Genomic DNA, 25426 nt, shown 5'->3' on the forward strand with positions numbered 1-25426 from the left:
TTTCCTATGCTTGGATAACAAAAAACCGGAGCAAGGTTTCCCTTGCTCCGGTCACTTGGTGCGAATGGCGATACAGAACTTTTCAAAAAATCCCGTAATATCAACGGTTTCCGGGCTTGTCGGATAGCAAATAACTTGTATTAGACCCCCTTTTGGGCGGCTGTTTTTTAACAGTCGCCCTTTTTCTATCCCCAAATTTAGTGTGCGCTTTAGGGTGGGAAATCCCTTGTTTTTTCGCCTGTGGGCGGCGCAAATGAAGCCGCCCATATCCTTTCTCTCATGGGAGGCCGGGCGGCGATACAGGGGCGCAAACCCACCGAAACGAACACTTTTCAAAACCGAAGGAAGGAGGTATCCAACATGGCGGTATTCCGCATTGAGAAAACCCGCGATTACACGGTGATGTCCAATCACCATCTGCGGGATACAGGCCTGTCGTTGAAATCCAAGGGGCTGCTCTCCATGATGCTGTCCCTGCCGGAGGACTGGAACTACACCACCAGGGGCCTTGCGAAGATCTGCAAGGAGGGTACGGACAGCATCGGCTCTGCCCTGAAGGAGCTGGAGCGGGCCGGCTACATCGTCCGCAACCGCCTCCGGGACAGCAAGGGCAAGATCGTGGACGTGGAGTATGTCATCTACGAAACGCCCCATCCCCCGGAGCCGGACGGGCCGTGTGAGGATGAGCCGGATACGGAACATCCAGATACGGAAAACCCGGATATGGATACTCCGGGTCTGGAAAACCGGCCGCAATTAAATAAAGATAAAAGCAATCCTGATAAATCAAAAAAAGATGGACTCAGCACGGAAGGATCAAATCCTGTCCAATCAATCCCCCAAACCCCCAGGGGCTCGGACCGGAAAGGACGGGACCGGATGCGGGAACGGGAAAGCTATCGGGAATTGATTTTGGAGAACATCGAGTATGACTGCCTCATCCAGAACCACCGCCTTGACCGTGACCGCCTGGACGAGCTGGTGGAGCTCATGGTGGACACGGTGTGCTCCAACCGGGAGATGATCCGTATCGCCGGGGACGACTACCCGACGGAGGTGGTCAAGTCCCGCTTCCTGAAGCTGAACAGTTCCCACATCGAGTATGTGCTGGACCGGATGCGGGAGAACACCACCTATGTCCGCAATATCAAGAAATACCTGCTGGCCGCTTTGTATAACGCCCCGGCCACCATCGACAGCTACTACACTTCCCTGGTGAGCCACGATATGTACGGCGGCGGAGATCGGAGGTGATGTGCGTGCAGGAAGAAATCACCCAGGGCGTGGTCTCCCTCTCGGTGGAGACCGGCAAGATGACGGCGGACCTGCTCCAAAAGGCCATGAAGAAGGTGCTGGAGGAGATGCAGAAGAAGCCCTCCCAGAGCAGCTTACACCAGGGAAAACAGACCCTGCACCAGCTCAAACAGCATGGGGCCTCCCTGACCAACATCGAGATCACGGAGCAGAACATCAAGGCATTTTCGGCGGTGGCGAAGAAGTACGACATCGACTACGCCCTGAAGAAGGACCCCCATACAGAACCCCCGCATTACTATGTGTTCTTCAAGGCGAAGGACAAGGACCAGCTCCAACCGGCTTTCAAGGAGTTCACCGCCATGACCCTGGACCGGAAGAAGTGCCCCACCATCCGGGAGCGGCTGGCCCAGGCCCAGGAACAGACCAGGACCATGCACCGGGAACGGGAGAAGGTCAAGGCCAAGGACCGGGAGGTGGCGCGATGACCGACAAGATGAAAAAGCTGGTGCTGCTCAACCTCCCGTATCTCATCTTCGTGTATCTCTTTGACAAGCTCTGTCAGGGTGTGCGGCTGGCTCCTGGGGCGGACGCCTCGGAGAAGCTGCTCCACATCGGGCAGGGCTTTTCGGTGGCCTTTGCCAGTCTGGCGCCCAGCTTCCATCTGGTGGACCTGTGCGTGGGCGCCGCCGGCGCGGTGCTGATCCGGCTGGTGGTCTACTCCAAGGGCAAGAACGCGAAGAAATACCGCCGGGGTATCGAGTACGGGAGCGCCCGATGGGGCACCCCGGCCGACATCGCCCCCTACATGGACAAGGACTTCTCCCAAAATGTCCTTCTCACCCAAACGGAGCGGATCACCATGTCGAGCCGCCCGAAGGAACCCAAGTACGCAAGAAACAAAAATATCCTGGTCATTGGCGGCTCCGGCAGCGGCAAGACGAGGTTCTTCGTCAAGCCCAACCTACTCCAGTGCCATTCCTCCTATGTGGTCACGGACCCCAATGGTAATTTACAATAAGGATAAAGGGAGCGCGCACCCTCAAGAAAGGAGGTTACACCCCATGAAGAAACAGCCGGACAAGGGAAAAATCACAGCCCTGTACGAGCGTCTTTCCCATGACGATGAGCGAGCCGGGGAAAGCGTGTCGATAGAAAACCAAAAGCGCATTTTGGAGGACTACGCCCAAAAGAACGGCTTTACGAATATCCGGCACTTCACCGATGACGGAGTGCGGGGAACGACTTTCAAGCGTCCGGGGCTGGACGCTATGCTGGAAGAAATCCGGGCGGGAAATGTGGCTACGGTCATTATCAAAGACCAAAGCAGGATTGGCCGTGATGTTGTCGAAGTGGGGCTTTTGAAGCGCACCTTTGACGAGTACCATGTACGCTTTATTGCGGCAAATGACAACCTTGATACCGCCAACGGCTTTGATATAATGTCAATTTTCCGAGATGTGATAAACGAGTGGTATGTTGCCGACACCAGCCGGAAAATCAAGACCGTTTTCAAGTCGAGAATGGAAAAGGGCTTGCGCTGCTCCGGCAGCGTCAGCTATGGCTACCTTGCGTCCAAGGAGAACAAGGGCGAATGGGTAATCGACGAGGAAGCCGCCGCCGTTGTGCGCCGTATCTTCCACAGCGTTGTTGCCGGGGAGAGTATCGCCAGCATAGCAAGGGCACTCCGCGCCGAGAAAATCCCTATCCCGTCCGAGCATTGGAAGCGGATAGGCGCACCCGTCCGGTCGGCGAAGTACACAGACCCCTACGCATGGTCAACAACAACTATCAGCTATATCCTCAAACGCCCGGAGTACACAGGGCGCAAGGTTTTAGGGAAAACCGTCTGCGAGAACTACAAGACCAAAAGCACCCGCAAGACCGCGCCGGAGGAACAGTATATTTTTGACGGGGAAATCCCCGCCATTGTGGACGAGGAAACATGGAACACCGTCCAGCGGCTTATGGGAACAAAACGCCGCGCCCCCAAGCGGCAGAACACCCCAAACCGCTTGACCGGGCTTCTCTACTGCGCTGACTGCGGCGCGAAGCTGACCCACCGCAGCAGCCTTGTGCAAGGCAAGTATCTGGACGACGCTTTTGTGTGTTCCAGCTACCGCCAGCTTACCCGCGACTGCACCATGCACTATATCCCCACCGCGAAAATGGAAGCCGCCATTCTTGCCGCAATCCAGCGCGTGAGCTGGTATGTACGGCACAATGAAGCGGAGTTTATCGAGCGTGTGCGGAAAGCCACCGACCAGCACCAAGAAAATGCCGTCAAGGAGTACCGGCAGAAAGTGAGCAAGGCGCAGCGGCGGTATAAGGAGCTGGACGGGCTTGTAAAAAAGCTGTACGAGGGAAACGCCACAGGCAAGATACCCGATAAGCACTTTACCCGTCTGCTTGCCGAATATGACGAGGAACAGACCGGGCTGGAAGCCGCTATCGCACAATGGCAGGAAGCAATCGAGAGCTGGAACGCCGACAGGCTGAAAACAGATAAGTTTATCGAGCTTGTGAGCCGCTACACCGACTTTTCCGAATTGACAACGCCCATGCTCAACGAGTTTATCGAGAAAGTGGTTGTCCATGAGGGCGAGGGGCGCGGGAACAGCCGCCGCCAGCGGATAGATATTTACCTCAACTTCATCGGCGCGTTTGAAGTCCCCGCCCATATCGTTACCCCAATGGAAGCCGAGGAACAACGCCGCCAGCAGGAGGAACAGGCGGCAAAGGAAGCCCGTTCACAGGAGCTTGCCAAAGCGCGGGAGGAAAAGCGCAAGGCAGAGAAGCGGGAGTTTACCGCGAGGAAGAAAGCGGGCTTGCTGACCCCGGAGGAACAGGCGGCAGACGAAGCGCGGTTAGCCCATAACCGGGCATGGCAAAAGGAATGGCGGAAGAAACGGAAAGCCGCCGAGCCGCCCAAGTCCCCAAAGCCGAAATCCTTAAAGGAGCTTGCCGCGCTGCAAAAGGCCGGAGCCGACCTCACGCCGGAGGAAGCAGAACGCCTTGCCGCTTACCGCGAGAGGAAAAACCGCCAGCACAAGGCATGGTATGAACGGCAGAAAGCAGCGCAGCCGCCCAAGCCCCGGACGCTCAAAGAGCTTGCCGCCGCGCAAGTCGCGGGACAGCCCCTCACGCCGGAGGAAGCGGAACGCCTTGAAGCCAGCCGGAGCCGGAAGAAGAACGCCTACCAAGAACTGAAAGCCCAAGCGGAAACCGACCCCGCCGCAGCCGCCGAGCTTGCAAGGCGGCGGGCTTACCACTCGGAAGCCACCAAGAAATCCCGCCAGAAGATGTACGAGGAAGCCGCAGCCGGAAACCCCGCAGCCCAAGCCCGGTATGAGAACTTCCTTGCTGCAAGGCGGGAGAACTACCACAGGAAGAAGCACGACGAGAAAGGAGAACAAATCGCATGAGAAGATTGATTGATAACGGGAACCGCCCCATTACCCCAAAGCCCCATATCGGCCACTACGGGCGGCTGCGGAAAGCCTATCTGGAACAATACCGCCACCGCCTTTATACCGCCCTTGTAGCCAGCGAGAAGTTATATCCCCACCTTGCGGAAACAGACCGGGCGGCGCGGGATATGCTGGACTACCTCATGCCCCGCCTTGCCAGAGAAGCGGGAGCCACCGAAACCCTTAAAGCCGCCGACCCGATGAAATGGGTAGGATTGATGAACAACTGCAAGGCGAGAGCCGAGGAAATCATCAGGCATGAGCTAATCTATGTCTGACGGTCAAGAGCCGGAAAAATCGGAAATCTTGCGATAACAGCCGCCCCGACGAACCATTCCCCGTCCGGGCGGTTTTTATCGTCAAAAACGCTGTTTTCTCCAAGTCAAGAGCCGGAGAAAACACCCGAAAAATGCCCCTATTGCGTAACAGGGGCGCAGAAAGGAGCTTGCATGAGAACAGGGCTTACCAAGCAGGAAAAGACCACCGATATTTGGTTTGACGAGAAAGACCCCCTTATCCATATCCGCACCCACAACACCGCCTTGAAAAAGCGTCTGCTTGCATACAGCCGCCGCTACCCGGCGATCTGCCAGCAGACCGATGCAGACCCGGAAACGGGCTGCATGGAGTTTGACATTGAGAAAGGCCGTTTCTCTTTCCGTCTGACCGCCCCATACAGTGAGGAACGCAGGGAAGCGGCGCGGCAATATGCCAGAGAGAACAACGCCGCTGACAGGCTGAAATGATGTAGATTTGTTCACAATCTTATGATATACTGTTTCTTGGGAACAAATCGGAGTTGAGGAGGCAAACCATGTATTCCTTATTGTTATTAAATCTGATTATACCTTTTGTAATGATTTTGGTTGGGGACATATTGAAAAGACATCCTGCAACTGACATAAAATCGGGTAACGGATATAACACACCAACTGCACGGAAATCACAAGAACACTGGAATTATGCACAAAGTATAGCACCAAATAATTTTATCTCTCTTGGCAAGGTATTAGGAGTAGTTGAGATTATTTTAAGTATAGGAATGTTCCTTTTACAGATTTCAGTTAATATTGCCCTTACTGTAGGAATTTGTACGGGAATAGTATTTTTGTTTTGCGGCTTTTATAAAACAGAAATAGGAATAAAGAATAAGTTTAAGGAATGAATTTTTGTTTAATCGAACAGAACATAGTAAAATCAAACACTCCACCCACAAGGGACAGCCGAGAAAATCGACTGTCCTTTTTCTATGCCGACAGGCAGAAAGGAGCGACCAGTCATGACGAAACCGAGAGAGAAAACCCGCGAGGAATTGACCGCCGAGATTGAGGAAAGCAAGAAGAAAATCCGGCAGTTTGAGAACCGGGAGAAAATCATCAAGCAGAAGTTATCCGTTGAGGAACGCAAGGCGAGAACCCACAGGCTTTGCAAGCGCGGCGGCTTCATGGAGAGCCTTGTGCCGGAGCTGATTGCCATGCCGGACGAGGACGCGAAAGCCTTTTTACGGCTTGCCTTGACGAGCGAGCCAGCACAGGAGTTTTTGAAAAAACGAGCCGGGGACGGGAACGCGGAGTAATCCCTTTGGAACAAAGGGCGCACTTATACACCCTTGCGGGCGTGTGCGCTCTGCCGAGGGCTTTATCTCCGCACAGGGAACTTTCCCCGCGCTCCGATATGGCGGCTTTGCCGCAACAAGGGGCTGCACCCCTTGCGCCGCTTCGCGGCTATCCCTGCACACCCACAAAAACAGTACACCCGCCCCGGCGTCTGTACTATTTTTGCGGGTTTTATTATCCTATCCGGGAGGTGATACCCATAGCCATTTACCATTGTAACATCGGCATTGTGAGCCGAGGAAAAGGCAAGTCAGCCGTTGCCGCAGCCGCCTATCGAAGCGGCGAGAAAATCACAAACGAGTGGGACGGAATGACCCATGACTACACCCGCAAGCGCGGCGTTGTCCATACGGAAATCCTACTGCCGCCCCATGCCCCGCCCTCTTTCTCTGACCGCGCTGCCCTATGGAACAGCGTGGAACTTTACGAGAAAGCCGGGAACGCCCAGCTTGCCAGAGAGATTGACGCAGCACTCCCCATAGAATTATCCAGAGAGGAACAGATCCGGCTCGTCCGGGAATACTGTTCCTCTCAATTTGTTTCCAGAGGAATGTGCGTTGATTTTGCCATTCACGACACCGGCAGCGGCAACCCCCATTGTCATATCATGCTTACCATGCGCCCCCTTGACGAGCGCGGCGCATGGGCGGCGAAGTCCAAAAAGGAATATGACCTTGACGAAAACGGCGAGCGTATTCGCTTGCCAAGCGGCAGATACAAGACGCACAAAGTTGACCTCACAGGCTGGAACGACAAGGGCAACGCGCTTTTATGGCGCAAGGCATGGGCGGATATTTCAAACGCCTACCTTGAACGCGCCGGAAGCCCGGAGCGTATCGACCACCGCAGCAACGCCGAGCGCGGCATTGACGAGCTGCCTACCGTCCACATGGGCGTAGCGGCTTGTCAAATGGAGAAGAAAGGCATAGCCACCGAGAAAGGCGAGCTGAACCGGAATATCCAAAAGGCAAACCGCCTTATCCGGGAAATCCGGGCGCAGATTGGAAAGCTCAAAGAATGGATTGGCGAGCTGTTCAAGGCGCGGGAAACCGCCCCGGAGCAGCCCCCGCAATCCCCCGGCCTTGCAAATCTGCTGATAAAGTATATGAGCGTTCAGAGGGAAAAGAGCCGGAAGTATTCGCAGTATTGGCAAAGGCAGCACGCAGCCGATGAACTGAAAACCGTATCACAGGCAGTCAATTTCCTTGCGGAGCGCGGCATTTCCACCCTTGCGGAGCTGGACGCTGCCCTTTCCTCTGTCAGCGACCAAGCCGACGCTATCCGGGAGGGCATGAAAACCGCCGAGAAGCGCATGAAAGAATTGCAAAAGCTGATTGAGTACGGGAGGAACTACACCGAGTACAAGCCCATTCACGACGAACTGAAAAAGCTGAAAAATGGCTGGACGAACAAGCGCGACAAGTACGAGGAAACCCACCGCGCCGAGCTTACCCTATGGAACGCAGCGAGCCGCTATCTCCATGCAAATCTGCCGAAAGGGACAAAGCCCCCCTTGCCTATTTCTGAATGGGAAAAAGAGTATGCCACCCTCAGCGGACAGAGGACAGCGGAATATACCAAGCTGAAAGAAACCCGCGCCGAGGTTGCCGAGCTGCACAATATCCGCAAGTGCGTTGATATTGCGCTGAAAGCCGACCAGCCAGAGCAGACCCGCGCCAAGCGGCATGACTTAGAACGATGAAAGGAGTTGAGATTTTTGTACTACACCCAAGAACAGATAGACCGGGCGAACCAAGCCGACCTTGTTTCTTTCCTGCAATCACAGGGCGAGCAGCTTACCCGCGCCGGAAATGAATACCGCTGGAAACGGCACGACAGCTTGACCGTCCGGGGAAACAAATGGTACAGGCACAGCCAGAGCAAGGGCGGCGGCCCCGTCGATTTTGTCATGGAGTTTTTCGGCAAGAGCTTCACCGAAGCCGTGGAACTTCTCACAGGAGAAAAGGGAGCCGTACCGCCGCCGGACAGACCTTGCCCCGCGTCCCTATCCGACTTCCGGCTACCGCCCCAAAACAGCGACAATCGAACAGCGAGGAACTACCTCACAGCAGCCCGCCGCATTGATGAAGATGTGACGGGCATTTTCTTTGCCCGCGGCGATATTTACGAGGACGCAGCCCACCACAACGCCGTATTTGTGGGGCGGGACGAGGACGGAATACCGCGTTACGCCCACAGCAAGGGGACGGCGGGAAACTTCCGGCTTGATGTGAAAGGCAGCGACAAAGCCTTTAATTTCTGCTACCGGGGCGAGGGCGACAGGCTTTTTGTCTTTGAAGCCCCCGTTGACCTGCTCTCTTTCCTCTGCCTGTTCAAAAAGGCATGGCAGAAGCAGAGCTATTTGTCATTGGGCGGCGTGGGAGAAAAAGCCCTGTTGCGTTTCCTCTCTGACCGCCCAAACATCAAGACCGTTTACCTCTGCCTTGACAGCGACCAAGCGGGAAACGACGCTTGCAGCCGCCTTGCGGAGCTTGTGCCGGAGGGATATACCGTCCACCGCCTTGTGCCGCTGTTTAAGGACTGGAACGAGGTATTGCAGCACCGGGCAGAAATCACAGACGGGAAGTATATCCGGGAAGCGGTTTACGGCTTGAAAGAGCCGCCGCAGGAAGAAACCGTCGAGATTATTCGCATGAGCGAGGTTGACACACAGACCGTTGAATGGCTATGGGAGCCGTATATCCCTTTCGGGAAAGTAACCATTGTGCAAGGCAATCCCGGCGAGGGCAAGACCACCTTTGCCCTACGCCTTGCCGCCGCCTGCACCACCGGGGGAACGCTGCCGGGAATGAAGCCCTTGCCGCCATTCCAAGTGATTTACCAGACCGCCGAGGACGGGCTGGGCGATACCGTCAAGCCCCGCTTGATAGAAGCCGAAGCCGACCTTGACCGCGTGCTTGTGATTGATGAAGCCAAGCGGGAGCTTACCCTGTCCGACGAGCGCATAGAAAAGGCAATCACGCAGAACGGGGCGCGGCTGATTATCCTTGACCCCATACAGGCGTACATGGGCGAAAAGACCGACATGAACCGGGCAAACGAAGTGCGCCCCATGTTCCGCCGCCTTGCCGATGTTGCCGAGCGTACCGGGTGCGCCGTTATCCTTATCGGACACTTGAACAAAGCCGCCGGAGGGCAGAGCGCATACCGGGGATTAGGTTCTATTGACTTCCGCGCCGCAGCAAGGAGCGTCCTGCTGATCGGGCGCGTGAAGCGGGAGCCAAATGTGCGCGTTATCGTCCATGACAAATCTTCCCTTGCGCCGGAGGGCAAGCCCGTTGCTTTTTGCCTTGACCCGGAAACAGGCTTTTCATGGATAGGCGAATACGACATAACCGCCGACGAGCTGCTATCCGGCGCGGGCGGGAACACCGCCACCAAGACCGAACAGGCGGAACGGCTAATACTGGACTTGCTCGCAGACGGGAAAGAGCTTGCCAGTGAGGATATTGACAAGGCCGCAGCCGAAGCCGGGATTTCTGCCCGCACCGTCCGGGCGGCAAAGAAAAACCTTGACGGGCGCATTACCTCAAAGCGTATCGGCGCGGCATGGTATCACGCCCTCAAAAAATGAAATGGCAAAATCCAAGTGGCAAAACCCAGATACCTTGCCACTTTGCCACTTCGCCACTTCACCCCTCAATCACCGCCCCATGTGCTACCGTATGGGGCTTTTCTCATAGAAAGGAGCAGCCTATGAACAATGAAACCAGCAAGACCAGCACCCCCGCAGCCGCTTCCCCTCTGACCGCCAAACCCGACCTTGTGAAGAACATCGGCGGCACGACCTTTGACATTCATATCCATTTCAGCGAAACCAGCCGGGAAACCTTTACGGACAAGGTTGTGCGCCTTATCAAGAACGACAGCGGCGATGAAACCGCTTAAAAGCAAGATACTTTTTTCTTGTTCCTTATTGACAAAACCCGAAAGGCACCATCCTGAACGAGGTGGGCGCCATGCTGGACCGCAAGGGATACCGCATTAAAAGCCTGAACCTCATCAACTTCAAAAAATCCATGCGGTACAACCCTCTGGCGTACATCCGCAGCGAGAAGGATATTTTGAAGCTGGTGAACGCCTTGATCCTCAACACCAAGGGCGAGGGTGAAAAAAGTTCCGAGGATTTCTGGGTGAAGGCCGAGCGCTTGTACTACTCCGCCCTCATCGGATACATCTGGTACGAGGCGGAGCCGGAGGAACGCAACTTCATCACCCTGCTGGACCTCATCAACGCCAGCGAGGCGCGGGAGGACGACGAGGAGTTTCAGTCCCCCGTGGACCTGCTGTTCGCCAAGCTGGAGAAGGAGCACCCGGACCACTTTGCCGTGAAGCAATACCGCAAGTTCAAAATGGCCGCGGGAGATGTATGCTCTAAGTGACTTCTTAATCATGGTTTTTGTCATGGTTAGTGAAGCAGTCACTTAGAGCATTTTCATTTCAGGAGGTACAGCCATGAGAAACGAGAAAATCACCCCACTGTACGAGCGTTTGAGCCGCGACGATGAGTTACAGGGCGAGAGCAATTCTATATCGAACCAGAAAAAGATGTTAGAGGACTATGCCCGCCGGAATGGTCTGCCGAACCCCACCCACTTCACCGATGACGGCGTATCGGGAACCCGTTTTGATCGCCCCGGCTTTCTGGCGATGATGGAGGAAGTCGAGGCCGGACGGGTGGAGGCCATCGTCATAAAGGACATGAGCCGCCTGGGGCGCGATTATCTGAAAGTCGGCCAGGTCATGGAGATTTTGCGGCAGCGCGGCGTCCGGCTGATCGCCATCAATGACGGTGTAGACAGTCTGAAAGGCGATGACGATTTTACCCCGTTCCGCAACATTATGAACGAGTTTTACGCCCGCGACACCAGCCGGAAAATCCGCTCTGTGTTCAAATCCAAAGGTATGAGCGGTAAGCACCTGACCGGCACTGTCATTTATGGATATTTGTGGGACGAAAAGCGGGAACACTGGCTTGTGGACGAAGAAGCCGCCGAAGTGGTACGCCGCATCTTTTCCCTGACGATGGAAGGCTATGGCCCCTATCAAATCTCCAAGCTGCTGTCCGAGGCAAAGGTTGAAATCCCCGCTGTCCATCTGGCACGCTTTGACGAAGGAGTAAACAGGACGAAGCCGGTCAAAGACCCCTACGGCTGGGGATCATCCACCATTGTGAACATCCTAAAAAAGCGGGAATACCTGGGCCACACCATCAATTTCAAAACCCGCAAGCACTTCAAGGACAAGAAAAGCCACTATGTTGACGAAAGCGAGTGGACGATTTTCGAGAATACCCATGAGGCCATCATCGACCAGGAAACCTTTGACAATGTGCAGCGTATCCGGGCAAATGTCAGGCGTTACCCGGACGGATGGGGCGAGGCCCATCCCCTGACCGGCCTGATGTACTGTGCCGACTGCGGCGGCAAGATGTATGTCCATCGCGTCAATAACGGCAAGCGTGACCCACAGTTTACTTGCAGTCAGTACAGCAAAATCCCATGCGGGACGCTCTGCGGCACACAGCACCGCATCCGGGCCGAGGCTGTCCTGACCCTGATAACCGATATGCTCCGGGCCATCGCGGAGTATTCCAAAAATGACCGGGCCGAGTTTATCCGCACCGTCCAGGAAACGCAAGCCGCCCAGCAGACCGCCGACATATCCAAGAAGCGGAAACGGCTGGCCGCCGCCCAAAAGCGGGCCGGGGAACTGGAACGGCTGATTTGCAAAATCTATGAGGACAACGCCCTGGGCAAGCTGCCGGACGCCCGGTATGAGGCCCTGGACACACAGTATGCCAAGGAGCAGGACGCTCTCAATGCGGAAATCACGGAACTGGAAAAGGCCGTTACCGGCTATGAGCAGAGCCGGAAATCTGCGGAGAAGTTTATAGCCCTGATTGACAAGTATGAGAATTTTGACACGCTGACAAATACCATGCTCAACGAGTTTGTAGAGAAAATCCTTGTCCATGAACGCGCCCGCAAAGGCAGTCAGGACACCACGCAGGAGGTTGAAATCTACTTCAATTTTGTGGGCCGGTATATCCCACCCGCCTTGCAGCCGGTTCCCCTGACCCCGGAGGAACAGGAAGAACTGCGGAAGAAGGAGGAACGCAAAGACAGGCTTCACCAGAACTACTTACGCCGCAAGGCAAACGGCAAACAGAAGGAATGGGAAGAACGCTATAACGCCAAGCGCAAGGCAAAAATGGAGGCGGCAAAGGCCGCAATCCGGGCTGAGGACATGGAGAAGGGCATTTTTACCACCGTCAGCCAGTTACCCAGGCAGGAGCCACGCAAGGCCACCGTATCGGCCAGTGCCGCAGTTTAACCATCACAGTGCAAAGGAGAATGAACATGAGCGAATTGACTTACACCCGCTGCGGGGATTACTACATCCCCGACCTAAAACTTTCCGAGCAGCCGGCGGCTCCCATCGGCAAGTATGGCCGTATGCGGCAACGCTACCTGAAGGAACACCGGCCCGGTCTTTACAGCAGCTTGATTTTGAGCGAAAAGCTGTACCCGCACCTGTTGGAGATTGACCTGACGGCGCGTGAACGGATGGAAGCTATGCTGCCCCGCATGATGGAGGCGGCGGGCGTTACCGAGGAACTGAAAGCCCGTGACCCCATGCGCTGGGTGGGGCTGATGAACACGCTGAAAGCGCAGGTAGAAGAAACAATTTTTCAAGAAATTATATTTGCCTGATTTGAGAATGAACGTCAGAATAAACCTGACGTTCATTCTTTAGTTATCAAATTTCTGTATTCTCTTGGTAACAATCCGGTTGTCCGTTGGAATTGCCTTGAAAAACTATCAGCCCGCTCATAACCTACGGCTTGTGCGATTTCTGCAATGCTTAACTCGGTTCCGATCAATAAGTGCTGGGCCTGCTCCATTCTCTTGCGAATAATGTAATCCGAAATATTGCACCCAAACAGTTCCCTAAATGTGGTCTTTAGTTTTGTTGTTCCCATGTAGGCGATCTTTGATAATTGTTCCAGCGAAACGGGAAATGAATAGTGATGATCGAGGTAATCAGCAACCGCGTTCAGGTTTTCTTCATCCTCTTTTGTAATGCGTATTTTGTTTTTGCGGTCCTGGTTTCGCTTGGCTTCCTCCATAATCAATGCAAGAGCTTCCAATACCTTGCCCTCATAAAACAGCTTTGCAGACATACCGCTGCCGGAGTAGCTTTGAATTTGCTTCAAGAGTGCTACAAGTTGCGGGAAATCTACGCCGAGAACCATTTTCTTAAAGGCGTTTCGCGGGTCAATATATTCACCGCCCAACCGTTCCTTTAAGTAACGGTTGTAGAAATCAGGCATAATGCTGATGCTCACAGATCGAATAGGGACATTTTTGTGATAGACAGCCCGATATGTTTTCTGGCTTCCGCCTATATACGCTCGTAAACTGTTTGGAGATAGCTGATAGTAAGGATGAAATTCTTCACCAGATACAGAGGAATAATACTGTACGGCAAGAAATTCCGGTTCGGGCGATTCCAGAAAGAAATCCTCAAAAAAGTAAAAGTCCTGCTTTGTTATTTCAAACATATTTTCAAAGAAATACTGCCAGAAAACCCCCTTGCCTTTATCCGGGGATAAAGCATAGCAAAACTGATTTTCTTCTGTCTTTGAATTGCCATTGTCTAAAAGAAAACCGCCAGTTGGTAGTAACTGCTGGTATAGTTGTTTTATTTCACTCATGGTCTGATGCCTTTCTAAAATACGCCGATCAGTCGGAAAAATACGGTTAAAAGTCGTTTGTGCCGTTCCTGACTTGTGCTGTCAAAATTGCGCCGTTATAATGGCATTACGAGGTTAGCTCTCTCTAACCTCGTAAACATTTTACCACCAAATTGCGGTTTCTGCAATGGCGGGGTGGTGCGAAAGGAGGGAAATGAAAAGTGAATTTCAAAGCATCAAAACCCGATGCAAGAATTTTAATTTTGCAAATTGTTGCTGCTTCTATTTTGAGCTTTTATTTTAAGAGTCAGTTGGCGACCTTTTGCTTTTTCCTTGTCATTGATTTTTTGATTTTCTTTTGGTACGGGGCAAAAGTATTTTTCCAAAGGCTTGTTGCGTATGCGTGCTTAAATGCTTTGACTTGGGGCTTGCTTATCGTGGAGATTCCCGTTCTTTCGGTTGTGCTTCCGTCATTCCTTATGATGATCGTCCGGGTGTTTCCAATCTATTTGCTCCTTAAACTGCTCATGGACAAAACGCCTATGGATGAATTGCTGTATTCTTTGGACGCAATACATATTCCTAAATCGTTGTCCATTCCCTTGATGGTGGTATATAGATATGTCCCTACGATATTGCAGGAATTTTGCTATGTGAATGAAAGCCTGAAAATGCGGGGGCTAAATCTATCTGTCAGGAATTTGAAGCACCTGATACCGACCATTGAAAATTACATGGTGCCATTGCTGTTCAGGAGTGAAAAACTTTCGGAAGAATTGTCCGCGGCCTCTTTGTGCAAGGGATTGAGCGTAGAGCGTAACCGTTCTTGCTGCACCGAAGTTAAATTAACTCTTGCTGATTTTCTCTATTTGTTAGGCATGGCAGTCGTGATCTGTGGCTTATTGTATCTTGATTTCTTGAATTTTTAGGAGGTGAATGTATGCAGAATGAAAAAGTAATATGCAACAAATTCTCTTTTGCCTATGATAGCAATACTTTCGGCATCCACGACATTGACCTGACAATTCAGGAGGGAGAATTTATTGTTCTCACAGGAAAAAGCGGCTGCGGAAAAACAACATTGACCCGTTGTATAAACGGATTGATACCTGACTTCTTTGAAGGAACAATCACAGGTTCTTGCCGGGTATGCGGCATGGATATATCGGAACATGAAACAGGGGACTATTCCTCTTATGTTGGTAGTGTGTTTCAAGACCCGCGTTCACAGTTTTTCACGCTCCATGTAAAAACAGAGATTCCTTTTCCGAGTGAAAATTTAGGAACCCCATCACCTGTCATTCAAGACCGTTTCCGAAATACCGTGAAGCAGCTTAATATATCCAATCTATTAAAGAAAAGCATATTCGAGTTATCCAGCGGCGAGAAACAAAAGGTTGCGATTGCGTCCATTTATACAGCGAATGTTCAGATATATGTCCTTGACGAGCCATCCGCTAATCTGGATTGGGAGGGAACTAAGCAGCTCAAAAAGCTGTTGGGGCAATTAAAGGAACAGGGCTGCACAATCATCATTTCAGAACACAAATTGTACTACTTAAAGGATTTGGCTGATCGTGTTGTGATTCTAAAGGACGGGCAGATCAACACGATTTTGTCAGGAAATGAGTTCAAAGCACAGTCCACGAATTGGTTTCATGACAATGGGCTGCGGCAAGTAAATCTAAAGGATATTGTTTGTAATCCCGCCTCTGTGAAAGCAGCTACCCGTGAGCAAGTTTCTGTCCGCGCTGAAAACCTATCTTTTGGGTATCAGTCAAAACAGCTTCTTTGGAAAGATGTTTCGTTTGAGTGCCAGAGTGGAGATATTGTTGGAATTGTCGGTAAAAATGGAACGGGGAAATCCTCTTTAATCCGCGTTCTCATGGGCTTGGAAAAGCCGAAAAGCGGAAAAATCAGTATCGCCGGTAAATATGCTTCTAAACAGCAGCGTCGCCACAAATCGTTTTATGTTATGCAGGATGTGGATTATCAGTTTTTTGCCGGAAGTGTCATTTCCGAAATGGTAACAGGTTTTGAGAAAACCCCCACCGCCTATGAACGGGCCAGAGAGATTTTAAGGAAGTTTTCTTTGGAGGGATACGAAAATGTCCACCCCTCGACCCTATCAGGGGGACAAAAGCAGAGGCTTTCTATCGCATTGTCCTGTATGAGTGATGCTCCTTTCCTTTACTTTGACGAACCCACAAGTGGACTGGATGCCGAAAACATGAAGCTGGTAAGTGAAACAATTACAGAACAGGCGGCTGCAGGTAAAATCGCATTTGTCATTACCCATGACTACGAATTTGCAGCATCCTTATTTACGTCGCTATTAGTAGTACAGGACGATCATTCCATAAAAAGAATATCTCCTGACGAATATAGATCAGAAACACTATCAAAAATCTTTGAATTGGAGGAATAACGTATGAGTTCAAAAACAAAAGGGAGTAAAAAACTTCGTGACCTGATTCGCGTGGGCGTTTTTAGCGCCTTATGGATTGCAGTGGGCTGGATTATCGGTTGTACGGTAGGCTTCTTCCCGCCTATCATGCTGGCCCTGCCTTGTATTCTCGCGATTTTCGGGGCGCTGATTCTTGTTGTCATGCTTTCTAAAATCACCATCCGGGGCGGAATTTTGATTTCTTCATTCCTGTTCGGTATTTGCCTGTTTTCTATGGCCCCCTACGGCCTTATGTTTATCTGCACTTTCGTTGGCGGCATTATCGGTGAGATTCTATATGATACTGTGGGTAAGAACAATCACGCCGGTAAAATCATTGGTGTGGTCTGCCCCATGCTTGGCCTTGCGCTCGGTGAATACATACCGCTGTGCTATATGCAGGACGCTTTCAAGGCTTTTTATGCAGAACGGATTACCGGGAACATGGCAAATGCCAGCATGGAGCTGATTAACACGCCTATTGTAGTTGTCCTCACGATTGTTACGATCCTCTGCGCCATCTTAGGCTACCTGTGGGGCGAAAAGATAGTGGCAAAGAGGCTTGCAAAAGGAGGTTCCGACAATGGCAAAAGAAAATAAGAAAAAGAGTGGTATTCCCCGGCTGTTGGAGCTGGCGGGAGAAAAAAAGACTTTAATGGTGTGGGGGTGCATTCTCTCAACCGCAAATGTGTTCTTTCAGTTAGTCCCGTTCCTGGCCGTATATAACATTATGGTTGAATTGCTGAAAAACGCATCTGATCTCACAAATGCAGATACGGGATTTATGGTGTCATGGGCTGTAAAGGGCATTGTTGGCCTGCTGATCGGTTATGTATTTATGTATTTTGGCGGTATGTTAGGCCATACTGCTGCCTATCGCACGCTCTACGGTATTCGCGTCCGTTTGTCTGAACATATCAGCGAATTGCCTCTTGGGTGGTTTAATCGAAATGCAATCGGGAAAGTCAAGCAAATTGCGGAACAGGATGTAGAGCAGATTGAAAAATTTATTGCTCACCAATTCCCTGATATGGTGAATACCATTGCAATGCTAATCATCATGGTAATTATCATGTTCCGGCTGAATGTGTGGCTGGCGCTTGCCTGCATCATTCCTATTATCGTAGGCTTTACAGCCCAATTCTCTATGATGTTCGGTTCCAAAGCCCAGGAGGGCTTAAAGGAATACTACGACGCGCTGGAAAATATCAGCACATCGTCCGTACAGTATGTACGTGGGATGCCCTCAATTAAAATTTTCGGGCAGACGGTTCATTCTTTCCGCAAATTCTACCAGGACATTATGAGCTATCGGGACTTCAGTACGAAATATGCGGACAATTACGAGCCGGTGTATTGTGTTTTCCGTGTGCTGGTGCTGTCTTTAGCGACCTTTATTCTGACAGCCGGTATCTTCTTCCTTTCGGGCGACCCGGAGAACGTGGCTTTTGCCGTGACTCTGCTGTTTTTCCTGATCTTTGCGCCAGGAATTGCTACCCCTGTTTTCAAATTTAACAGTTTGGGTTCCAGCATGAACAACATTACCGAGGGCGTAATTCGTATTGACGAGATTATGAGCGAAGTCCCGATTGCAGAGCCGAGCGCCCCTAAAAAACCGGATGGATATGCAATCTCATTCGATCATGTTTCTTTCTCTTATGGTGGAAAAGACAGTCCGCTTGTTCTGAAAGATGTTTCTTTTGAAGCCGGACAAGGCCAGATCACCGCTTTAGTCGGGCCGTCCGGTTCGGGAAAATCTACGATTGCACAGCTTATTCCCCGCTTTTGGGATGTTCCACAAGGAAAAATCCTGATCGGCGGTGTTGACATCCGGGATATAAAAACCGAGGACTTAATGAATACGATGTCCTTTGTATTTCAGGATTCTTTTCTGTTCTCTGACACGCTTTATAATAACATTGCAGTAGGAAAACCCGGCGCGACAAAAGAAGAAGTGTATGCTGCTGCGAAAGCTGCCCAGTGCCATGAGTTCATCGAAAAACTACCGAAAGGCTATGACACGCTGATTGGTGAGGGCGGTGTTTATCTTTCAGGCGGCGAGGAACAGCGTGTAGCCGTTGCCAGGGCCATTTTGAAAAACGCCCCTATCCTGATTCTTGACGAGGCCACAGCATACGCTGACCCGGAGAATGAATATCAAATGCAGTTGGCACTACAAGAACTGATAAAAAATAAAACCGTTCTGATTATTGCACACCGGCTTATTACGATCAAAAACGCAAATAAGATCGAGGTTATCAACGGGGGAAAAATCGAAGCAGAGGGAACCCACGACGAGCTTTTGCAAAAGAGCAAGACCTATTCTGCTATGTGGGATGCCTATACGCTTTCCTCTGATTGGCAGATTTCAAAGAAAAAGGAGGTAGCGCAGGCATGAAAAAGACCAATGCCCTTTATTGTATAACCGCAGGAAACCCGAAAAAGCTGATAAAGCCTGTTGTCTGGACTGTCCTTGCTGATCTTGTCAACCTTTTCCCTTTTGGCTGTCTGACCTTAGTTGTAAGCAGCATTTATTTATACTTTGGTGGAACGAGTGACACGCTTAACACAAAACAGCTTTGGCTTGTCTGGGGCGGCATGGTTATCCTTGCAATCATTTTGTACCTGTTTGAACGGAAAGCGGTTCATGCCACTTATCACGATGGTTATGATGCCAGCGCAAAGGGCCGCGTCCAGCTTGCGGAACATATCAGAAAATTGCCGCTGGGCTTCCTTACGAGCAAAGACCCCGGCGAATTGGGCAACACAATGATGAATGATTTCGCACAAATCGAGGAAGCTGTTACCCATGTTCTGCCGCAGTTGATCGGAGGCTTTATTACCGCCGTTCTCGGATTTGTAGCGATGTCTTTTATTGACTGGCGGCTGTCCCTTGCCATGTTTGCAGGATTTCCGATTACTTTTTTAATTCTGCTTGGTGTGCAGGTGATTGATAAAATGCGCGGTGCGGCGCATACAAGAGCGAGAATTGAACAGGCAAACCGGCTGCAGGAATATCTGTCGGGAATGAAAGTGATTAAGGCTTATAATCTCAGGGGAACAAATTTCAAACGGCTGGAACGGGCGTTTTACACCTTTATGAAAGAGTGCATCAAGCTGGAATGTGTTTCCGGCCCGTTCTATTTGGTGGCTGTTTCTTTCCTACAATGCGGCTTGTCTTTGATAACAATGGTGGGCGTCTATTTGCTTATGGGCGGAACGCTGGATATTACCATCTTTGTTATGTTCCTTTTGGTTGGAACCCGTATTTTTGACCCGCTGGTTGGCGCAATTATCCAGCTTCCTGTTTTTGTCTATCAGACAGCCGCCGGAAAACGGATTGTTGATCTGCTGGATGAACCTATCATGCAGGGAGATGGGGAAGCCCCCCAAAATCACGATATATCCTTTGAGAATGTGACCTTTGGCTATGGGAAAGATATGGTTTTGCATAATGTCAGCGCGTCTTTTCCATCCGGCACCATGACCGCCATAGTTGGCCCGTCTGGAAGTGGAAAAAGTACAATGCTGCGGCTGATTGCCAGATTCTATGACCCACAAAGCGGCGCTGTTCGTTTTGGCGGTATAGATGAAACAACCGTAGATCCGGAAAAACTGATGTCAAAAATTTCCGTTGTATTTCAGGATGTGTACCTGTTTCAAGATACGATTGGAAACAACATCCGCTATGGCCGGGAAAATGCCACGCAGGAAGAAATTGAAGCAGCCGCAAAACTGGCTCATTGTCACGACTTCATCATGGCTCTGCCGGATGGCTATGACACAATGGTTGGAGAAGGCGGCTCCACGTTGTCAGGTGGTGAGAAACAGCGAATTTCTATCGCCCGCGCAATTTTGAAAGACGCCCCTGTACTGCTGTTAGATGAAGCAACTTCCTCCCTTGATCCGGAAAATGAAGTGGAGGTTCAGCAAGCCATCGAAGAGCTCGTGAAAGACCGTACTGTGGTAATGATCGCCCATAAATTGAAAACGATTGCCGGGGCCGATCAAATCATTGTATTGGATCAGGGCGAGGTAAAAGAAGTGGGTACACATAAGGAACTGATGGATAATCATGGTCTATACCGGCATTTGTGGGATATTCAGCAGACTACAGCCGGTTGGCAAATCAATTAGGGGAAATATTTATGAAACTTCATGCGTCCGGGGAGGACTACCTGGAAACCATCCTTGTTCTCCAAAAGAAACTCGGTATGGTACGCTCCGTAGATGTAGCCCGGCACATGGAGGTGTCAAAGCCCAGCGTGTGCCATGCAGTGGCTACCTTGCGGGACGGCGGCTTTCTCACGATGGACAAGGATCACTTTCTCCATCTGACCGATGTGGGCCGCGAGGTAGCCGAAAAAATCTACGAGCGCCATTGCTTTTTTACCGAGCAGCTTATCGCCGCAGGCGTTGATCCAAAAACTGCGGAGGCTGATGCCTGCCGGATTGAACACATCATCAGCGATGAGAGCTTTTCGCGGTTGAAAGAGGCAGCCGCACAAGAGCAAGAATAAACCGAATAAGCCAAGCTATCCTGCCCCGCCAGACGGGGAAAGAAAAAAACCGTTGCAGGGCAGGTAGTTTTGTGCGCCCATAATGGATTTTCGGGGTACTGCGGCGGTTTTGAGTAACATCAAGGCCGCCGTTCCTTATGCCCTCGACAAAGGAGTGACGCCTACACGCTGACACGGCGGCTTTTAGGAGGGAGCCGCCGTGAAGCACACTGACCGCCGACAAATTCAGACGATATTTGCACTATCGTCAAAAAAATCCCGGCCACCGAACCGGTCCCGTCTGGCAGCCAGTGCGAAAATTGTCACAATGTAACTGAATACCGTGTTTTTTGCGCTCGAATAGCTTTCTGCTGTCCGGGCGTTTTTTCATACCTGTGGGGCCGGAACATCGGGCCATGTTGGCCCGAACCTTGCCCCCGGTGCCGTTCCCCGCCGCCCCGTTCAGATTTTCCCGCAAAAATCTGAACGGAGGAAAGGCCGATGGAAGTCACCATCAATTATAACGGACAAGCTGTGGCCGTGGAGGTCACGCTGGAAGTCTATGAATTTCTTGACCGGGCCGACCACAAAGCCGAGAACCTGTCCCATGAACAGCGGCGGCATTGGGATGGCCGGGAGTTTGACGAATACATAGTTGCCACCGAGGGCGTGGGTATCTACGGCGAAACGCCGGAGGAATACCTTTGCCGCATGGAAACGCTGGGTGAGCTGATGGCCGTCCTGGATACCTGCACCGAGGCCCAGCGCCGCCGGTTCCTGCTCTATGCCCTGGACGGGCTGAGTTTTTCGGAGATTGCTGCCCTGTGCGGCTGCTCCAAGAGTTCGGTGCAAGGCTCCATTGAAGCGGTCAGAAAAATTTTTCAAAAAAATTTGAGAAACCACCCATACGAATGACCCCTTTTCGGGCTACCAAGTGAAAGGGATTGTTTCCCTTATCCCAGCGGGAGGCGGACAGCGGACAAGCTGCCCGCCTCTCCCATTTTCAGGAGGTAAGCCTATGAAAACAATCAATCTGCGGTGGATTTATCCCCACTACCGGCATGACGAGTTTGTGGAGGTCAGCGATGAAGTTTGGGAGGTCATGCGGCAGGCCCAGCGCGAGATGAACAACTATGAGCGCCGGAAGGTCTACCACCGCGCCTACTACTCTCTGGACGCATATAGCTGGACGGAGAACTATGCGCTGGAACACGGCAGATCGCCGGAGGAAATCCTTTTGGATCGCGAGGAACGGGCTGCCCATCTGCGTCTGCTGGCCGCCTTGCCGGAAGCCCTGACCCATGCCACCCCCACACAGGCCCGCCGCGTCCGGGCCTACTACATCGCCGGTATCAGCCAGCCGGAAATCTCCCGGAGGGAGGGCGTACACAGCAGCAAGGTCAGCGTTGCTATCCGGCGGGGCCTGCGGAATATGCGCCGCTGCTATGACGGCCTTTTCCCGGCAGAGTGAGGGCGGGCCTATGCAGACCATCAACCTCAAACAGTATTACCCGTTCTGCACCGAGGACACCTTTGTGGAGGTGTCGGATGAAATCGTTGAAGCGTTCCTGCTGGACAAGCGGGCCGAGGCCGCCAGGGAGCGCAAGATGTACCGCTACAAGGCGTTTTACTCCCTTGACTGCGACGATGGGATTGAGAACGCCGCCATCGGCTGGGCGCAGCCATCCCCGGAGGATTGCCTGATGGAAAAGGAAGCGCAGGCCGAATACGCTGAATTGCTCCGGCGGCTCTATGAGGCGATTTCCTCTCTGCCCCCAACGCAGGCCCGCCGCGTCCATGCCCGGTATATGCTGGGGATGAAAGTGAAGGATATTGCCGCGCTGGAGGGTATCACCCCATCCCAGGCGGGGAAGTCCATCCATGCGGCGCTCCGGCGGCTGCGCCGGTACTTCATGCGCCGGAAATGGACAAGCGGCCTATGAAAACCATCAACCTGAAAAAATATTACTACCCGATTTGTAAGAAGGACACTTTTGTGGAAGTGCCGGACGAGGTTGCAGACGCCATTGTGGAGGAAAGCCGCGCAGAGAACGCCAATGACGCCAAGCAGCACTATCACTGTTACTCTCTGGACGCTTCCCCCGGCATAGAACACCATTTCCCGGAACAGGCCATTTCCCCGGAAGATATTCTGATGGAAAAAGAAACAGAACAGGAACAGGAGGCCGCCCGCGCCCTGATGACGGAACGGCTCCGGGAGGCCCTTGCCACCCTGACGCCCCGGCAGGCAAGCTGCCTTCATGCCCGCTTTTGGGAGGGCAAGCAGTTTAAGGAGATTGCCGAGGCTGAGGGCTTCACTACCTCGGCGGCCATTGTCACGGTTCGCACCACCCTTATCAAGTTACAGAAATATTATATCAAGCGCGGCTGGATGGAGCCGCCAAAGGAGAAGTCGATATGCACAAAGAAATCACCACCCAAGCGAAACCGAAAAAAGACGGGCGCGAAGAAGTCCTGAAGGAGATCCGGCAGCTTGAGAACCGCCAGAAGATTTTGGAGAACAAGCAGCGCAATGAGGAACGCAAGGCCCGCACCCGCCGCCTGATTGAGCGCGGGGCCATTTTGGAGGGCATTTTTCCTCTGGCCCCCGGCCTTCCCGGCGTAGAGGTCAAGGCGTTCCTGATTGCCCTGTCCCATCTTCCGGGGGCGGCGGAACTGGCCGCAAAACTGCCGAAATCCGGGGACAAGCCGTAAGTCCCTTGTTTACAAGGGCGCACTTATACACCGTTGCCGGTGTCGTGCGCCCTGCCGGGGGCTGTTGCGTACTTCGTCCGCGATGGGGAGCTACACTCCCCAAACCCCTTGTGCGCCACAGGCCACGGAACATCCGCAAGCGGCTGTCCCGTCCCCTGCGGCCTGAATATCCCTCACCGAAAGGAGGCGATCCCCATAGATTTTTGCCATATCCCCGTCAGTATCATCAAGCGCAGCGAGGGCCGTTCCGCTGTTGCCGCAGCCGCTTACCGCAGCGGGACAAAGCTGACGAATGAATGGGACGGCCTGACCCATGATTACACCCGGAAAGGCGGCGTTGTCCATGCGGAAATCATGCTGCCCACCCACGCTCCGCCAGAGTTTGCAGACCGCTCCACCCTCTGGAACAGTGTGGAGCAGATCGAGAAAGCCAGGGACAGCCAGCTTGCCCGCGAGATCGAGGCGGCTTTGCCCCGCGAATTGTCCAGGGAACAGCAGCTTACCCTTGTCCGGGCCTATGTGAAGGACAACTTTGTGGACAAGGGGATGTGCGCCGATTTTGCCATCCATGACAAGGGAACCGGCAACCCCCATGTTCATATCATGCTGACCGTCCGACCCCTGAAAGAAAATGGCGCATGGGGCGCAAAGTGCCGCAAGGCATACGACCTGGACGAGAACGGCCAGCGTATCCCGGACGGGAAAGGCGGCTGGAAGAACCACCGGGAGGACACTACCGACTGGAACGACAAAGGGAATGTGGAGATTTGGCGGGCGGCATGGGCGGCCTATACCAACCGGGCATTGGAGGCCGCCGGTCAGCCTGCATTGGTAGACCACCGCAGCTACAAGCGACAGGGCATTGATAAAATCCCCTCTGTCCACCTGGGGCCAGCGGCCAGCCAGATGGAGAAGCGCGGTATCCGCACCGACAAGGGAGAAGTCAACCGGCAGATCTCCGCCGACAATAAGCTGCTCAAGGAAATCAAGGCCCGCATTACCCGCCTCTACAACTGGTCGAAGGCCGAGGCGGAGAAGCCGGAGGGCCAGCAGCCCAGCATGATGGACTTGTGGGAGGCCCAGCAGCAGCTCAAGCGGCCTGACACCCGTACCGGCAAAATCCGGGCTTTGCAGGAGAGCGCCGCCCTGTTCAGCTTTTTGCAGGCAAACGGCATCCAGTCCATGCAGCAGCTCCACGAAAAAATCGCAGATATGAACACCCGCTACTATGACCTGCGGCGAGAGATCGTCAAGGCCGAACGCCGGATCGCTGTCCTCACCGAGCGCGGGGAGATGTGGGCGCAGTACAACGAATACAAGGCTATTCATAAACAGCTTGCCAGGGTGAAGCCGGAGAAGCGGGAACTGTTCGAGCAGCGCCACAGCCGGGAACTGATCCTCTATGACGCGGCGGCCCGGTATCTGAAAGAACTGAAAGCCAGCGGCGAGGAAATCACCCCCAAGGCATGGCAGCGCGAGATTGACCTGCTGGCCGCCCAGAAGCAGGTGGACAGCATCGACATGAAGGCCATGCGGGAGGAACTGAAAGCCGTTGAACGGCTCCGCAAGGCTGCCGACCAACTGGCCCGCCAGGGACAGGACAAGTCCCGTGACCGGGGGCCGGAACGGTAAAGGGTACGGCGTTTTGCCGACCCCTTTCAGGTGCGTCGCGTTTCACGACACCCCTTTGCACAGAACTGTCAACA

At 52.7% G+C, this 25426-nt stretch carries 26 protein-coding genes and 2 pseudogenes; 26 read left to right on the forward strand and 2 right to left on the reverse strand.

Annotated features, from left to right (window positions below; translation table 11 throughout):
- Positions 1-51 precede the first annotated feature (51 nt).
- Positions 52-267 (reverse strand): hypothetical protein, encoded by a 216-nt coding sequence (locus E0L15_RS02860; RefSeq protein WP_168124490.1) that lies wholly within the window; start codon positions 265-267, stop codon positions 52-54.
- A 93-nt stretch (positions 268-360) separates the two neighbouring features.
- On the opposite strand from E0L15_RS02860, the gene E0L15_RS02865 reads away from it, so the two are divergent.
- From E0L15_RS02865 to E0L15_RS02930, 14 genes and pseudogenes are all read left to right on the forward strand, one after another.
- Positions 361-1254, forward strand: coding sequence for a DUF6017 domain-containing protein (locus E0L15_RS02865; RefSeq protein WP_168124491.1), 894 nt, complete (start codon positions 361-363; stop codon positions 1252-1254).
- Positions 1255-1259: 5 nt separating this feature from the next.
- Positions 1260-1742 carry a PcfB family protein gene (locus tag E0L15_RS02870; RefSeq protein ID WP_168124492.1) on the forward strand — a complete coding sequence of 161 codons (483 nt, stop codon included), beginning with the start codon at positions 1260-1262 and terminating at the stop codon, positions 1740-1742.
- Positions 1739-2263 (forward strand): annotated as a pseudogene (locus tag E0L15_RS02875) (type IV secretory system conjugative DNA transfer family protein); the annotation flags it as partial. The gene E0L15_RS02870 and the pseudogene E0L15_RS02875, both read left to right, overlap by 4 nt.
- A gap of 55 nt (positions 2264-2318) precedes the next feature.
- Complete coding sequence (locus tag E0L15_RS02880; protein ID WP_168124493.1) at positions 2319-4679, forward strand: recombinase family protein; 2361 nt, start codon at positions 2319-2321, stop codon at positions 4677-4679.
- The gene (locus tag E0L15_RS02885) at positions 4676-5002 is read left to right on the forward strand and encodes a TnpV protein (RefSeq protein WP_087385919.1); all 327 of its coding nucleotides are present in this window, start codon (positions 4676-4678) and stop codon (positions 5000-5002) included. Before E0L15_RS02880 ends, E0L15_RS02885 begins: the two co-directional genes overlap by 4 nt.
- A 171-nt stretch (positions 5003-5173) precedes the next feature.
- On the forward strand, positions 5174-5470 hold the full coding sequence (locus E0L15_RS02890; protein ID WP_087249586.1) for a hypothetical protein: 297 nt from the start codon (positions 5174-5176) through the stop codon (positions 5468-5470).
- Between the two features lie 68 nt (positions 5471-5538).
- Positions 5539-5889 carry an SdpI family protein gene (locus E0L15_RS02895; RefSeq protein WP_087268227.1) on the forward strand — a complete coding sequence of 117 codons (351 nt, stop codon included), beginning with the start codon at positions 5539-5541 and terminating at the stop codon, positions 5887-5889.
- Between the two features lie 114 nt (positions 5890-6003).
- Positions 6004-6300: a DUF3847 domain-containing protein gene (locus tag E0L15_RS02900; RefSeq protein WP_087249583.1), complete on the forward strand. Its 297-nt coding sequence runs from the start codon at positions 6004-6006 to the stop codon at positions 6298-6300.
- A 230-nt stretch (positions 6301-6530) separates the two neighbouring features.
- Positions 6531-8042: a MobQ family relaxase gene (mobQ, locus tag E0L15_RS02905; RefSeq protein ID WP_130870849.1), complete on the forward strand. Its 1512-nt coding sequence runs from the start codon at positions 6531-6533 to the stop codon at positions 8040-8042.
- A 15-nt stretch (positions 8043-8057) separates the two neighbouring features.
- Positions 8058-9935: an AAA family ATPase gene (locus E0L15_RS02910; RefSeq protein WP_168124494.1), complete on the forward strand. Its 1878-nt coding sequence runs from the start codon at positions 8058-8060 to the stop codon at positions 9933-9935.
- A 122-nt stretch (positions 9936-10057) separates the two neighbouring features.
- Complete coding sequence (locus E0L15_RS02915; RefSeq protein ID WP_087235179.1) at positions 10058-10249, forward strand: transposon-encoded TnpW family protein; 192 nt, start codon at positions 10058-10060, stop codon at positions 10247-10249.
- 50 nt (positions 10250-10299) lie between these two features.
- Positions 10300-10725: pseudogene (locus E0L15_RS02920) on the forward strand (type IV secretory system conjugative DNA transfer family protein); the annotation flags it as partial.
- 91 nt (positions 10726-10816) lie between these two features.
- Positions 10817-12697 carry a recombinase family protein gene (locus E0L15_RS02925; RefSeq protein WP_168124495.1) on the forward strand — a complete coding sequence of 627 codons (1881 nt, stop codon included), beginning with the start codon at positions 10817-10819 and terminating at the stop codon, positions 12695-12697.
- A 26-nt stretch (positions 12698-12723) separates the two neighbouring features.
- A complete protein-coding gene (locus tag E0L15_RS02930) occupies positions 12724-13077 on the forward strand; it encodes a TnpV protein (protein ID WP_168124496.1) in 354 nt (117 codons plus the stop codon).
- A 32-nt stretch (positions 13078-13109) separates the two neighbouring features.
- Here the strand turns inward: E0L15_RS02930 and E0L15_RS02935 are convergent, their stop codons facing one another.
- Entirely contained in the window at positions 13110-14081 is a 972-nt protein-coding gene (locus E0L15_RS02935; protein WP_168124497.1) for an AraC family transcriptional regulator, read from the reverse strand.
- A 200-nt stretch (positions 14082-14281) separates the two neighbouring features.
- On the opposite strand from E0L15_RS02935, the gene E0L15_RS02940 reads away from it, so the two are divergent.
- The 12 genes from E0L15_RS02940 to mobQ (E0L15_RS03000) all read left to right on the forward strand — a co-directional run bounded on the left by E0L15_RS02940 (position 14282) and on the right by mobQ (E0L15_RS03000) (position 25352).
- Positions 14282-14989, forward strand: coding sequence for a CbiQ family ECF transporter T component (locus E0L15_RS02940; protein WP_079545323.1), 708 nt, complete (start codon positions 14282-14284; stop codon positions 14987-14989).
- 11 nt (positions 14990-15000) lie between these two features.
- Positions 15001-16488 carry an ABC transporter ATP-binding protein gene (locus tag E0L15_RS02945; protein WP_168124498.1) on the forward strand — a complete coding sequence of 496 codons (1488 nt, stop codon included), beginning with the start codon at positions 15001-15003 and terminating at the stop codon, positions 16486-16488.
- Positions 16489-16491: 3 nt separating this feature from the next.
- Positions 16492-17106 (forward strand): MptD family putative ECF transporter S component, encoded by a 615-nt coding sequence (locus E0L15_RS02950; protein WP_168124499.1) that lies wholly within the window; start codon positions 16492-16494, stop codon positions 17104-17106.
- Positions 17090-18904 (forward strand): ABC transporter ATP-binding protein, encoded by a 1815-nt coding sequence (locus tag E0L15_RS02955; RefSeq protein ID WP_168124500.1) that lies wholly within the window; start codon positions 17090-17092, stop codon positions 18902-18904. The genes E0L15_RS02950 and E0L15_RS02955 overlap by 17 nt, the downstream gene beginning before the upstream one ends.
- Entirely contained in the window at positions 18901-20643 is a 1743-nt protein-coding gene (locus E0L15_RS02960; RefSeq protein ID WP_168124501.1) for an ABC transporter ATP-binding protein, read from the forward strand. Before E0L15_RS02955 ends, E0L15_RS02960 begins: the two co-directional genes overlap by 4 nt.
- An 11-nt stretch (positions 20644-20654) precedes the next feature.
- Positions 20655-21026, forward strand: a complete 372-nt coding sequence (locus tag E0L15_RS02965) for a metal-dependent transcriptional regulator (protein WP_087221707.1) — start codon at positions 20655-20657, stop codon at positions 21024-21026.
- A gap of 480 nt (positions 21027-21506) precedes the next feature.
- A complete protein-coding gene (locus tag E0L15_RS02975) occupies positions 21507-21920 on the forward strand; it encodes a sigma factor-like helix-turn-helix DNA-binding protein (RefSeq protein ID WP_168124502.1) in 414 nt (137 codons plus the stop codon).
- Between the two features lie 103 nt (positions 21921-22023).
- Positions 22024-22476, forward strand: a complete 453-nt coding sequence (locus E0L15_RS02980; protein ID WP_168124503.1) for an RNA polymerase subunit sigma-24 — start codon at positions 22024-22026, stop codon at positions 22474-22476.
- Between the two features lie 10 nt (positions 22477-22486).
- Positions 22487-22948, forward strand: coding sequence for a sigma-70 family RNA polymerase sigma factor (locus E0L15_RS02985; RefSeq protein ID WP_168124504.1), 462 nt, complete (start codon positions 22487-22489; stop codon positions 22946-22948).
- A complete protein-coding gene (locus tag E0L15_RS02990; RefSeq protein WP_168124505.1) occupies positions 22945-23484 on the forward strand; it encodes a sigma factor-like helix-turn-helix DNA-binding protein in 540 nt (179 codons plus the stop codon). Before E0L15_RS02985 ends, E0L15_RS02990 begins: the two co-directional genes overlap by 4 nt.
- Positions 23424-23720 (forward strand): DUF3847 domain-containing protein, encoded by a 297-nt coding sequence (locus E0L15_RS02995; protein WP_168124506.1) that lies wholly within the window; start codon positions 23424-23426, stop codon positions 23718-23720. The genes E0L15_RS02990 and E0L15_RS02995 overlap by 61 nt, the downstream gene beginning before the upstream one ends.
- A 225-nt stretch (positions 23721-23945) precedes the next feature.
- A complete protein-coding gene (mobQ, locus tag E0L15_RS03000) occupies positions 23946-25352 on the forward strand; it encodes a MobQ family relaxase (protein ID WP_347565968.1) in 1407 nt (468 codons plus the stop codon).
- Positions 25353-25426 lie beyond the last annotated feature (74 nt).

It is taken from the genome of Pseudoflavonifractor sp. SW1122, assembly GCF_012027765.1.
GTDB lineage: Bacteria > Bacillota > Clostridia > Oscillospirales > Oscillospiraceae > Enterenecus > Enterenecus faecium.